Origin of the sequence: Parazoarcus communis (assembly GCF_003111645.1) — a bacterium.
GTDB lineage: Bacteria > Pseudomonadota > Gammaproteobacteria > Burkholderiales > Rhodocyclaceae > Parazoarcus > Parazoarcus communis_A.
In genome coordinates this window covers 2595505-2608463 of the sequence record NZ_CP022187.1, presented here as the reverse complement: position 1 = coordinate 2608463, position 12959 = coordinate 2595505, and the positions used below count along the sequence as shown (strand labels likewise).

Sequence of the window (12959 nt, the reverse complement as noted above, 5' to 3'; positions counted from 1 at the left end):
CAGGGGTATAGCTCAACTGGCAGAGCGTCGGTCTCCAAAACCGAAGGTTGGGGGTTCGATTCCCTCTGCCCCTGCCATAATTTTTCCGGAAGTCATTACCTCGATGGCCGATAAGTTGAAGTTCGCGCTGGCTCTGGCATTGGTTGCGGCCGGCGTGGTCGGCTTTTACCTCCTGTCAGAACAGGCTCTGGTCCTCCGTGTCCTGAGTGTTCTTGCAGGTCTGGGCGCTGGTCTGGTCGTTGCCTGGTACTCCGAAGCGGGTCGCCGCTTTGTTGAGTTCGCACGTGAGGCGGTTACCGAAACGAAAAAAGTGGTCTGGCCGAGCCGCAAGGAAACGGTTCAGACGACTGGCTTGGTTTTCGCCTTCGTTGTGGTGATGGCACTCTTCCTCTGGCTGACCGACAAGAGTCTGGAGTGGGTTCTGTACGACCTGATTCTGGGCTGGAAATAATCATGACAAAGCGCTGGTATGTTGTGCACGCTTATTCGGGCTTCGAGAAGTCCGTTCAGCGTGCACTGGTTGACCGCATCGCCCGCGCCGGAATGCAGGATGCTTTCGGGCAGATTCTGGTGCCGGTCGAAGAAGTGGTGGAAATGAAAGGCGGTCAGAAGAGCATCACTGAGCGCAAGTTTTTCCCGGGCTATGTGCTCGTGGAAATGGAAATGAACGACGAGTCCTGGCACTTGGTCAAGTCGACGCCGAAAGTCACCGGCTTTGTCGGTGGCACGGCGAACAAGCCTTCTCCGATCACCGAGAAGGAAGTCGACAAGATCATGCAGCAGATGCAGGAAGGCGTCGAGAAGCCGCGTCCGAAGGTGTTGTTCGAGACCGGTGAAGTCGTTCGGGTCAAGGAAGGTCCATTCACGGATTTCCATGGCGCCGTCGAAGATGTGAACTACGAAAAGAGCAAGCTGCGGGTGGCGGTGACCATTTTTGGTCGTTCGACGCCGGTAGAGCTGGATTTCGCCCAGGTCGAGAAGACCTGAGCGTTCAAAGGCGGGCGCCATGCGCCCGCCATTGCCCGTTCACGCGGGCAATGCGAGGAGCGTCGGCATCGTCGGCGCGCTAGCACTCATCACAGGAGCAAGCCGCAATGGCAAAGAAGATTATTGGTTACATCAAGCTGCAGGTTCCGGCCGGTAAGGCCAACCCCAGCCCCCCGATCGGTCCGGCGCTGGGTCAGCGCGGTCTGAACATCATGGAATTCTGCAAGGCCTTCAATGCCAAGACTCAAGGCATGGAACCCGGTCTGCCGATTCCGGTGGTGATCACCGCCTTCGCTGACAAGAGCTTCACCTTCATCATGAAGACGCCGCCGGCCACGGTTCTGATCAAGAAGGCCGCCGGTATCCAGAAGGGTTCGCCGAAGCCGCATACCGACAAGGTCGGTTCGGTCACCCGTGCGCAGATCGAGGAAATCGCCACCACCAAGATGGCCGACCTCACCGCTGCAAACATGGAAGCCGCCGTGCGTACGATCGCCGGTTCCGCGCGCAGCATGGGCATCACCGTGGAGGGCCTCTAATCATGGCTAAGATTTCCAAGCGAGTTCAGGCGCTGCGCGCCAAAGTCGACCGCAACAAGGTCTACCCCGTTGCCGAAGCGCTGACGCTGATCAAGGAATGCGCAACCGCGAAGTTCGACGAGTCGATCGACGTGGCCGTTAACCTCGGCGTCGATGCACGCAAGTCGGACCAGGTCGTTCGTGGTTCCGTGGTGCTGCCCGCCGGTACCGGCAAGTCGGTTCGCGTGGCTGTGTTCGCCCAGGGCGACAAGGCCGAAGCCGCCCGCGCTGCTGGTGCTGACGTCGTCGGTTTCGACGACCTCGCCGAGCAGGTCAAGGCTGGCAACATCGACTTCGATCTGTGTATCGCGACCCCCGATGCAATGCGCGTCGTCGGTCAGCTGGGTCAGATTCTCGGCCCTCGTGGTCTGATGCCGAACCCGAAGGTTGGCACCGTGACCATGGACGTCACCACTGCAGTCAAGAACGCCAAGGCCGGTCAGGTTCAGTACCGTACCGACAAGGGTGGTCTGGTGCACGCCACCATCGGTCGTGCATCCTTCGGTGTCGAAGCGCTGCAGCAGAACCTCAACGCTTTTGTCGATGCGCTGGTCAAGGCTCGTCCCGCAGCTGCCAAGGGCGTGTACCTGCGCCGTATGGCCCTGTCGAGCACGATGGGCGCCGGTGTGCGCATCGAAACGAATACCTCCGCAAGCTAAGCTGCGGAGTCACAAACTTTGGGCCGTTCCGGTGCTTCGGTACCGGACGGATCGTCAAAGACCGCAGGTGCGCTTGCCTCGGCAAGCGTCTAATCAGCCCTCGGGCGGCCTGCGCAGACGGTGAACCCAGAACAGGATTTTGGCTGATGCTTCAGTCGTACTCCTGATCCAGGTCGCCGTGGGTGTGAATCGCAGTGCGATTCACGTGTTGACTTGAAAGGAGGAAAGGCCTGTGAGTCTCAATCTCGATGATAAGAAAGCCGTAGTGGCAGAGGTGTCGGCACAAGTAGCCAACGCCCAGACTATCGCGGTGGCCGAGTATCGCGGCATGGAAGTGGGTGACCTCACTGTGCTGCGTTCCAAGGCCCGTGAAGCTGGCGTTTATCTGCGTGTGCTGAAGAATACCCTGGTGCGTCGTGCGATCGCCGAAACCCCGTTTGCCGGGTTGTCGGACCAGCTGGTCGGTCCGTTGATCTATGGCATCTCGGAAGATCCCGTCGCCGCAGCCAAGGTGCTCAACGACTTCGCCAAGACGAATGACAAGCTGGTTCTGAAAGCCGGTTCCTATGCGGGCAACACGCTCGACAAGGCCGCTCTTCAGTCCCTGGCTTCGATTCCGAGCCGCGAAGAGTTGCTCGCCAAGCTGTTGGGCATCATGCAGGCGCCGGTTACCGGCTTTGCTTGCACGCTCGCCGCCCTCGCCAAGAAGCGCGAGGAAGAAGCGGCCGCCTGACCGTTTTCTGAAAAGTTTCGATTTTGGAGTGATTTAAATGGCAATCAGCAAAGAAGACATCCTCGAAGCCGTTGGCTCGATGACCGTGATGGACCTGAACGACCTGGTTAAGGCGTTCGAAGAGAAGTTCGGCGTTTCCGCTGCCTCCATGGCCGTGGCTGCACCGGGCGCCGGCGCTGCCGCCGCTGCTGTTGAAGAGCAGACCGAATTTGACGTGATCCTCGTTGCCACCGGCGACAAGAAGGTTGAGGTCATCAAGGTCGTGCGTGCTGCTACCGGCCTCGGCCTGAAGGAAGCCAAGGACGTCGTTGACGGCGCTCCCAAGGCTGTGAAGGAAGGCGTGTCGAAGGCTGACGCCGACGCGCTGAAGAAGCAACTGGAAGATGCAGGCGCGAAGGTCGAGATCAAGTAAGTCTCGCTTTCGCTGCAGGGCTGGCGCTCGTGATGAGCACCAGCCCTTTCGTGCTTTGTACTAAGCACGAAGACAGAACAAAGCGTCCCCGAATTTTCTGCGCGTAAAAGTGTCAATCAAGTCCAGAACGTGGGCGTTGTGTTCTGTCTTCCCGACGTTCGACCTCTAGCCGGAGCATCCATGGCGTATTCCTACACTGAGAAAAAGCGTATCCGCAAGAGCTTCGCCAAGCGCGCGGCCGTGCTCGATGCGCCTTTCCTGCTCGCCACCCAGATCGAGTCGTTTGCTGCATTCCTGCAGGCGGATACCCCGCCCGAGACGCGGCTCAACGATGGCCTGCAGGCGGCCTTTACCTCGATTTTCCCGATTTCAAGCCACAGCGGCAACGCCCGCCTCGAGTTCGTCCAGTACATGCTGGGCGAGCCCGCATTCGACGTGAAGGAATGTCAGCAGCGTGGCCTGACCTTCGCCTCGCCCTTGCGGGCCCGTGTGCGTCTCGTGATCATGGATCGCGAAGCGCCCAAGGAGACCATCAAGGAAGTGAAGGAACAGGAAGTCTACATGGGCGAGATTCCGCTCATGACCGACACCGGTTCTTTCGTGATCAACGGCACCGAGCGTGTCATCGTGTCGCAGCTGCACCGTTCGCCCGGCGTGTTCTTCGAGCACGACCGCGGCAAGACGCATTCCTCCGGCAAGCTGCTGTTCTCGGCACGTATCATTCCTTACCGCGGTTCGTGGCTCGACTTCGAGTACGACCCCAAGGACTATCTGTACTTCCGCGTTGACCGTCGCCGGAAGATGCCGGTAACGATCCTGCTGCGCGCCATTGGACTGACGCCCGAAGAGATCCTCGAGACCTTCCACGATTTCGACGCATTCCATCTGTCGGCCGACGCGATCCATTTCGATCTCGTGCCCGATCGCCTGCGTGGCGAAGTGGCGCGCTTCGACATCGTATCGCCCGATGGCAAGCTGATCGTTGCGCGCGACAAGCGCATCACCGCCAAGCACATTCGTGAACTCGACCAGGCTGGCGTCAAGACCATCACGGTGCCGGAAGACTTCATTCTTGGCCGCATCATTGCCAAGAACGTTGCCGACGCCGAGACCGGCGAACTGGTGGCGCGTGCCAACGACGAGATCACCGAAGAGCTGCTCGAGAAGCTGCGCGACGCTGGCGTCCGTGATCTGCTGACGCTGTACGTGAACGACCTCGATCGTGGCGCCTACATCTCCTCGACCCTGCGCATCGACGAAACCGCCGATCAGTGGGCTGCGAAGGTTGCGATTTACCGCATGATGCGTCCGGGCGAGCCGCCCACCGAAGACGCGGTGCTGGCCCTGTTCAACGGGCTGTTCTACGCGCCTGAGCGCTACGACCTGTCGACCGTCGGTCGCATGAAGTTCAACCGTCGCGCCTACCCGGAAAAGATCGACGAGCGTACCCCGGCGTGGCTCAAGCGTTTCTATGACGCAGTCGGCCCGCGTGGTGAAGACGGCAGCGGCGTGCTGGTGAACGAGGACATTCTCGCCGTCATCGGCATCCTGGTCGAGCTTCGCAACGGCCGCGGCGAGATCGACGACATCGATCACCTCGGCAACCGCCGGGTGCGTTCGGTTGGCGAACTCGCGGAGAACCAGTTCCGCGCAGGCCTGGTCCGCGTCGAGCGTGCGGTCAAGGAGCGTCTGTCGCAGGCTGAGTCCGACAACCTGATGCCGCACGACCTGATCAATGCCAAGCCGATTTCGGCCGCGATCAAGGAGTTCTTCGGTTCCAGCCAGCTGTCCCAGTTCATGGACCAGACCAACCCGCTGTCCGAGATCACGCACAAGCGTCGTGTCTCGGCGCTCGGACCTGGCGGTCTGACGCGCGAGCGTGCGGGTTTTGAAGTCCGCGACGTGCACCCTACCCACTATGGTCGTGTGTGCCCGATCGAGACGCCGGAAGGCCCGAACATCGGTCTGATCAACTCGCTGGCCGTGTATGCACGGACCAACCGCCACGGCTTCCTCGAGACCCCGTACCGCAAGGTCGAGAACAGCACCGTCACCGATCAGATCGACTACCTGTCGGCGATCGAGGAAGGTCAGTACGTCATCGCCCAGGCGAACGCCGAGATCAACGAAGCCGGCCTGCTGGTCGGCGATCTCGTGTCCTGCCGGCACAAGGGCGAATTCGCTCTGGCCACTGCGGATCAGGTCCAGTACATGGACGTGGCCCCGGGTCAGATCGTATCGGTGGCCGCTTCGCTGATTCCGTTCCTTGAGCACGACGACGCGAACCGCGCACTGATGGGCGCGAACATGCAGCGTCAGGCTGTGCCCTGCCTGCGCCCTGAAAAGCCGCTGGTGGGTACCGGCATCGAGCGCACCGTTGCGGTCGACTCGGGTACCGCAGTTCAGGCCAAGCGTGGCGGTCTGGTCGATTATGTCGATGCCCAGCGTATCGTCGTCCGTGTAAACGACGACGAGGCGCAGGCGGGTGATGTCGGTGTCGACATCTACAACATGATCAAGTACACCCGCTCCAACCAGAACACCAACATCAACCAGCGTCCGGTGGTGAAGGTTGGCGATCGCATCTCGCGCGGCGACGTGATTGCCGACGGCGCATCGACCGATCTGGGCGAGCTTGCGCTCGGCCAGAACATGCTGGTGGCGTTCATGCCGTGGAACGGCTACAACTTCGAAGACTCGATCCTGATCTCGGAGCGTGTGGTTGCCGACGACCGCTTTACCTCGATCCACGTTGAGGAACTGACAGTCGTTGCCCGTGACACCAAGCTCGGACCTGAGGAAATCACCCGTGACATCGCGTCGCTGGGTGAGGCTCAGCTGGGCCGACTCGACGAATCCGGCATCGTGTATATCGGTGCGGAAGTCGAAGCTGGCGACGTACTGGTGGGCAAGGTCACGCCGAAGGGCGAGACCCAGCTCACGCCTGAAGAGAAGCTGCTGCGTGCGATCTTCGGCGAGAAGGCTTCGGACGTTAAGGACACGTCGCTGCGCGTGCCCTCGGGCATGGTCGGCACCGTCATCGACGTTCAGGTGTTCACCCGTGAAGGGATCGAGCGCGACAAGCGCGCGCAGTCGATCATTGATGATCAGCTGCGCAGCTTCAAGACCGACCTTGCCGACCAGATGCGGATTGTGGAGCGCGATGCGTTCGCCCGTATCCAGCGCATGATCGTTGGGCAGAAGGCCAACGGCGGACCGAAGAAGCTGGCCAAGGGCAGCGAGATCACCGTCGAGTACCTTGAGTCACTCGAGTTCTATCACTGGTTCGACATCCGCCTGGCGGATGAGGGCCTGGCGACCCAGCTCGAAGCCATTCGCGAAGGTCTCGAGACTACCCGCAAGGACTTCGATTCGGCGTTCGAGATCAAGAAGCGCAAGCTGACCCAGGGCGATGAACTGCCGCCGGGCGTGCAGAAGATGGTCAAGGTCTATCTGGCCGTGAAGCGTCGCCTGCAGCCGGGTGACAAGATGGCCGGTCGTCACGGTAACAAGGGTGTGGTGTCGAAGATCGTTCCGGTCGAAGACATGCCCTACATGGCTGACGGCACCTCCGCCGACATCGTGCTGAACCCGCTGGGCGTGCCTTCGCGGATGAACATCGGTCAGATTCTCGAAACCCACCTCGGCTGGGCTGCGAAGGGTCTTGGTCAGAAGATCGACAAGATGCTGCGCGCCAATGCTGCGGTCAAGGAAGTGCGCGGTTTCCTCGAAGAGATCTATAACGGTAGTGGCAAGCCGGAACAACTCGACCAGTTCGACGACAAGGAGATCACCGATCTTGCTTCGAACCTGGTGAAGGGTGTGCCGTTTGCGACCCCGGTGTTCGACGGTGCGCACGAGGACGAGATCGAGAAGATGCTGGTGCTGGCTGACCTGCCGATCAGCGGTCAGGTCACGCTGTATGACGGTCGTACCGGCGAGGCTTTCGAGCGCAAGGTGACGGTCGGCTACAAGCATGTCCTGAAACTGCACCACCTGGTTGACGACAAGATGCACGCACGTTCGACCGGTCCGTACTCGCTCGTTACCCAGCAGCCGCTGGGTGGTAAGGCGCAGTTCGGCGGTCAGCGTTTCGGTGAAATGGAAGTGTGGGCGCTGGAAGCCTACGGTGCCGCTTACACCCTGCAGGAAATGCTGACGGTCAAGTCGGATGACGTTACCGGCCGGACCAAGGTGTACGAGAGCATCGTCAAGGGCGAGCACAAGATCGATTCCGGCATGCCGGAGTCCTTCAACGTGCTGGTGAAGGAAATTCGTTCCCTGGCGATCGACATCGATCTGGACCGCGGTTGAACCGGAGACATTGCGTACCCCGCATGTCCTGGATGGAGTGATATATGAAGAGCCTGCTCGCTGACCTGTTCAAGCAAACCTTGCCGCATGAGGAAGAGTTCGAAGCCATTACCATTGGCCTCGCCTCGCCCGACAAGATCCGGTCGTGGTCCTACGGTGAAGTCAAGAAGCCCGAGACCATCAACTACCGTACGTTCAAACCCGAACGCGACGGTCTGTTCTGCGCCAAGATTTTCGGGCCGGTCAAGGACTACGAGTGTCTGTGCGGCAAATACAAGCGCCTCAAGCACCGTGGCGTGATCTGCGAAAAGTGTGGCGTTGAAGTCACGTTGTCGAAAGTGCGCCGCGAGCGCATGGGCCATATCGAACTGGCCAGCGTCGTTGCACACATCTGGTTCCTGAAGAGCTTGCCGAGCCGTCTCGGCATGGTGCTCGACATGACCCTGCGCGACATCGAGCGCGTGCTTTACTTCGAAGCCTTCGTGGTGGTTGAGCCGGGTATGACCCCGCTCAACCGCGGTCAGCTGCTGACCGAGGACGACTACCTGGCGAAGGTCGAAGAGTACGGCGACGACTTCGATGCCGTGATGGGCGCCGAAGGTATTCGCGAACTGCTGCGCACCCTCGACGTCAGCCTCGAAATCGAGAAGCTGCGTTCCGACCTCGAGACCACCGGCTCCGAAGCCAAGGTGAAGAAGTATTCCAAGCGCCTCAAGGTGCTCGAGGCGTTCCAGCACTCGGGCATCAAGCCCGAGTGGATGATTCTCGAAGTGCTGCCGGTGCTGCCGCCTGACCTGCGCCCGCTGGTGCCGCTGGACGGTGGCCGTTTCGCCACCTCCGACCTGAACGATCTGTATCGTCGCGTCATCAACCGTAACAACCGCCTGAAGCGTCTGCTCGAGCTGAAGGCGCCGGACATCATCGTTCGTAACGAAAAGCGCATGCTGCAGGAGTCGGTCGACTCCCTGCTCGACAACGGTCGTCGCGGCAAGGCCATGACGGGCGCCAACAAGCGTCCGCTGAAGTCGCTCGCCGACATGATCAAGGGCAAGGGCGGTCGTTTCCGTCAGAACCTGCTGGGCAAGCGCGTTGACTACTCGGGTCGTTCGGTCATTACCGTTGGTCCGCAGCTCAAGCTGCACCAGTGCGGTCTGCCGAAGCTGATGGCGCTTGAGCTGTTCAAGCCCTTCATCTTCAACAAGCTCGAACTGCTCGGGCTGGCGACCACGATCAAGCAGGCCAAGAAAATGGTCGAGCTGCAGGAGCCGGTGGTGTGGGACATCCTCGAGGATGTCATCCGCGAACATCCGGTGATGCTGAACCGTGCGCCCACCCTGCACCGCCTTGGCATCCAGGCATTCGAGCCGGTGCTGATCGAAGGCAAGGCCATCCAGCTGCATCCGCTCGTCTGCGTCGCGTTCAACGCCGACTTCGACGGTGACCAGATGGCCGTCCACGTGCCGCTGTCGCTGGAAGCGCAGATGGAAGCCCGCACGCTGATGCTGGCCTCGAACAACGTGCTTTCGCCCGCCAACGGCGAGCCGATCATCGTACCGTCGCAGGATATCGTTCTCGGTCTGTACTACGCCACCCGCGAAGGTGTGAACGTGCCTGGCGAAGGCATGTTCATGGCCGACGTGAGCGAAGTGAAGCGTGCGTACGAGTCGGGTCAGATCTCGCTGCATGCACGTATCACGGTGCGTCTGAAGGAAGCCGACCTGGGGCCTGACGGCGAGCGCATCGAACGTATCGGCCGTTATGAAACCACGGCCGGGCGTGCGATTCTGTCCGAGATCCTGCCGGCAGGCCTGCCGTTCAGCGTCATTGACAAGCCGCTCAAGAAGAAGGAAATCTCGAAGCTCATCAACGCATCGTTCCGCCGTTGCGGTCTGCGTGCGACGGTGATCTTCGCCGACCAGCTGATGCAGTTCGGTTACCGTCTCGCAACCCGTGCCGGTATCTCGATTGCGGTCAAGGACATGCTGGTTCCGAAGCTGAAGGAAGACCTGATTCGCGCAGCCGAAAGTGAAGTCAAGGAAATCGCCCAGCAGTACACCTCGGGTCTGGTAACGGACGGCGAGCGCTACAACAAGGTCGTGGACATCTGGGGTCGCTGTGGCGACCAGGTAGCCAAGGCCATGATGGAGCAGCTTGGCTCGGAAGAAGTGGTCGACCGCGAAGGCAAGACGGTCAAGCAGGAAGCGTTCAACTCGATTTACATGATGGCCGACTCGGGCGCGCGGGGTTCCGCGGCCCAGATCCGTCAGCTTGCCGGCATGCGTGGCCTGATGGCCAAGCCGGATGGCTCGATTATCGAGACGCCTATCACGACCAACTTCCGTGAAGGTCTGAACGTTCTGCAGTACTTCATCTCCACGCACGGTGCCCGTAAGGGTCTGGCCGACACGGCGCTGAAGACGGCAAACTCGGGTTACCTGACGCGCCGTCTGGTCGACGTGACTCAGGATCTGGTGGTCATCGAGGACGATTGCGGCACGCGTGAAGGTTTCTCGATGAAGGCCCTGATTGAGGGTGGTGAGGTGATCGAGCCCTTGCGCGACCGGATTCTCGGCCGCGTCTGCGTCGATGACATCGTCAGTCCCGATACGCAGGAAACCGTTATCGAGGCAGGCTCGCTGCTCGACGAAGATGCTGTCGACCTCGTAGAGAGCCTCGGTGTCGATGAAGTCAAGGTGCGTACGCCGCTGACCTGCGAAACGCGCTACGGCCTGTGTGCCCAGTGCTATGGTCGTGACCTTGGTCGCGGCATGCGCGTCAACGCCGGTGAGGCTGTCGGTGTGATCGCCGCACAGTCGATCGGTGAGCCGGGTACCCAGCTGACCATGCGTACCTTCCACGTCGGTGGTGCCGCTTCGCGGGCTGCATCCGCGAGCGGTGTCGAGGCGAAATCAACCGGTACCATCCGCTTTGCCGGCAACATGCGCTACGTTTCGAGCGCCAAGGGCGAGAAGGTTGTGATCGCGCGCTCGGCAGAGGTTGTGGTTGCCGACGAGATGGGCCGCGAGCGCGAGCGTCACAAGCTCCCGTACGGTGCAATGCTGCTGGTCGACGACGGTGGAACCGTCAAGGCCGGCGCGCAGCTTGCGACCTGGGATCCGCACACCCGTCCGATCGTCACCGAATACTCCGGTACGGTGAAGTTCGAGAACGTCGAGGAAGGTGCAACGGTCGCCAAGCAGATTGACGAAGTGACCGGTCTGTCGACCCTGGTAGTCATCGACTCCAAGCGTCGCTCCCCGACGGGTACGGCGAAGGGTGTCCGGCCGCAGGTCAAGCTGCTTGACGAGAACGGCGAAGAGGTCCGCATCGCCGGTACCGATCACGCAGTGACCATCACCTTCCAGGTCGGTTCGCTGATTACGGTCAAGGATGGTCAGCAGGTCTTCGTGGGCGACGTGCTTGCACGTATCCCGCAGGAATCGGCTAAGACGCGTGACATTACCGGTGGTCTGCCGCGCGTTGCCGAACTGTTTGAAGCCCGTTCGCCGAAGGACGCAGGCCTGCTCGCCGAGTACACCGGTACGGTTTCCTTCGGTAAGGACACCAAGGGCAAGCAGCGTCTGGTCATCACCGAGCCCGATGGCACGGTGCATGAATTCCTGATCCCGAAGGACAAGCATCTGATGGTCCACGACGGTCAGGTGGTGAACAAGGGTGAGCACATCGTCGACGGTCCAGCGGACCCGCATGACATTCTGCGACTGCAGGGTATCAATGCGCTGGCTCGCTACATCATCGACGAAGTTCAGGACGTTTATCGTCTCCAGGGCGTGAAGATCAACGACAAACACATCGAAGTCATCGTGCGTCAGATGCTTCGTCGCGTCGTGATCAGTGATTCAGGCGACAGCCGTTTCATCCGCGAGGAACAGGTCGAGCGTTCCGAAGTCCTGGACGAAAACGACCGCCTGGAAGCAGAAGGAAAGCTTCCGGCTCAATACGAGAACGTGCTGCTCGGTATTACCAAGGCTTCGTTGTCGACCGATTCGTTCATCTCCGCTGCTTCCTTCCAGGAAACCACGCGTGTGCTGACCGAAGCGGCGATCATGGGCAAGCGTGACGAGTTGCGCGGCCTGAAGGAAAACGTCATTGTCGGTCGACTGATTCCTGCTGGTACCGGTCTCGCCTACCATCGCAGCCGCAAGGCGCAGGTGGCGGGAGAGGATCTTGGCTCGGGGCATGCCTGGGCACCGGAAGAAGTTGTTGCGGAAGTGCACCAGGATAGTCACACGAGTTGACTTTTATTTAAGTCTCGGACTAAACTCCGGCCTCTTTTTGTGGACCGACCAATCGTAGTCGGTCGCAGCCGGAATAAACCGCCCGAGGCGGCCCTTGGCGGGCTGCCTCGGTTTTTTGGGAATTCTCAAGCTATGCCAACAATCAATCAGCTTGTCCGCAAGCCGCGTCAGCTGGAAGTAATCAAGAGCAAGGTTCCTGCGCTCGAAGCCTGCCCGCAGAAGCGTGGCGTGTGTACGCGCGTTTACACGACAACTCCGAAGAAGCCGAACTCGGCGCTGCGTAAAGTGGCCAAGGTTCGTCTGACCAACGGTTTTGAAGTCATTTCGTACATCGGTGGTGAAGGTCACAACCTCCAGGAGCACTCCGTGGTCCTGATCCGTGGTGGCCGGGTAAAGGATTTGCCGGGTGTGCGTTACCACATCGTTCGCGGCTCCCTCGATCTTCAGGGTGTCAAGGATCGGAAGCAGTCGCGCTCCAAGTACGGCGCGAAGCGTCCGAAGAAAGCCTGATCGGCTTTACCAAAACATTTTTGAGGGTTAGATATGCCGCGTCGTCGCGAAGTACCAAAACGTGAAATTCTGCCGGATCCGAAATTCGCATCGCAGGATGTTTCCAAGTTCATCAACGTGATCATGCAGTCCGGCAAGAAGGCCGTTGCTGAGCGCATCGTCTATGGTGCCTTTGATCACATCTCGACCAAGTCGGGCAAGGATCCGCTCGAGGTTTTCGCCTCTGCGGTTGCCAACGTCAAGCCGGTGGTCGAAGTCAAGAGCCGTCGCGTCGGTGGTGCAAACTACCAGGTGCCGGTCGAGGTTCGTCCTTCCCGCCGTATGGCGCTCTCGATGCGCTGGCTGCGTGAGTCGGCCCGCAAGCGTGCCGAGAAGTCGATGGCCCAGCGTCTTGCTGGCGAGCTGCTCGAGGCCGCTGATGGCCGTGGCGCTGCCATGAAGAAGCGCGAGGAAGTCCACAGGATGGCCGAGGCTAACAAGGCATTCTCACACTACCGCTTCTGATTC

General features: G+C 60.3%; 10 protein-coding genes and 1 tRNA gene. All 11 read left to right on the top strand.

Features of this window, described 5'->3' with window-relative positions; all coding sequences use genetic code 11:
- The first annotated feature begins 1 nt into the window (after nt 1).
- The 11 genes from CEW83_RS11960 to rpsG all read left to right on the top strand — a co-directional run bounded on the left by CEW83_RS11960 (nt 2) and on the right by rpsG (nt 12956).
- Nucleotides 2-77 (top strand) — tRNA-Trp (locus tag CEW83_RS11960).
- A gap of 26 nt (nt 78-103) precedes the next feature.
- Nucleotides 104-451, top strand: coding sequence for a preprotein translocase subunit SecE (gene secE, locus CEW83_RS11955; protein WP_108949547.1), 348 nt, complete (start codon nt 104-106; stop codon nt 449-451).
- 2 nt (nt 452-453) lie between these two features.
- Nucleotides 454-987, top strand: coding sequence for a transcription termination/antitermination protein NusG (gene nusG, locus CEW83_RS11950; protein WP_108949546.1), 534 nt, complete (start codon nt 454-456; stop codon nt 985-987).
- 107 nt (nt 988-1094) lie between these two features.
- Complete coding sequence (gene rplK / locus CEW83_RS11945; protein WP_108949545.1) at nt 1095-1526, top strand: 50S ribosomal protein L11; 432 nt, start codon at nt 1095-1097, stop codon at nt 1524-1526.
- Nucleotides 1527-1528: 2 nt separating this feature from the next.
- The gene (gene rplA / locus CEW83_RS11940; RefSeq protein WP_108949544.1) at nt 1529-2224 is read left to right on the top strand and encodes a 50S ribosomal protein L1; all 696 of its coding nucleotides are present in this window, start codon (nt 1529-1531) and stop codon (nt 2222-2224) included.
- 232 nt (nt 2225-2456) lie between these two features.
- Nucleotides 2457-2957: a 50S ribosomal protein L10 gene (gene rplJ, locus CEW83_RS11935; protein WP_108949543.1), complete on the top strand. Its 501-nt coding sequence runs from the start codon at nt 2457-2459 to the stop codon at nt 2955-2957.
- Between the two features lie 37 nt (nt 2958-2994).
- On the top strand, nt 2995-3369 hold the full coding sequence (gene rplL / locus CEW83_RS11930; RefSeq protein WP_108949542.1) for a 50S ribosomal protein L7/L12: 375 nt from the start codon (nt 2995-2997) through the stop codon (nt 3367-3369).
- Nucleotides 3370-3549: 180 nt separating this feature from the next.
- Complete coding sequence (gene rpoB / locus CEW83_RS11925; protein WP_108949541.1) at nt 3550-7683, top strand: DNA-directed RNA polymerase subunit beta; 4134 nt, start codon at nt 3550-3552, stop codon at nt 7681-7683.
- Nucleotides 7684-7727: 44 nt separating this feature from the next.
- A complete protein-coding gene (rpoC, locus tag CEW83_RS11920; protein ID WP_108949540.1) occupies nt 7728-11942 on the top strand; it encodes a DNA-directed RNA polymerase subunit beta' in 4215 nt (1404 codons plus the stop codon).
- A gap of 132 nt (nt 11943-12074) precedes the next feature.
- A complete protein-coding gene (gene rpsL / locus CEW83_RS11915) occupies nt 12075-12452 on the top strand; it encodes a 30S ribosomal protein S12 (RefSeq protein WP_108949539.1) in 378 nt (125 codons plus the stop codon).
- A gap of 33 nt (nt 12453-12485) precedes the next feature.
- Complete coding sequence (gene rpsG, locus CEW83_RS11910; protein WP_108949538.1) at nt 12486-12956, top strand: 30S ribosomal protein S7; 471 nt, start codon at nt 12486-12488, stop codon at nt 12954-12956.
- The last annotated feature ends 3 nt before the right edge of the window (nt 12957-12959 follow it).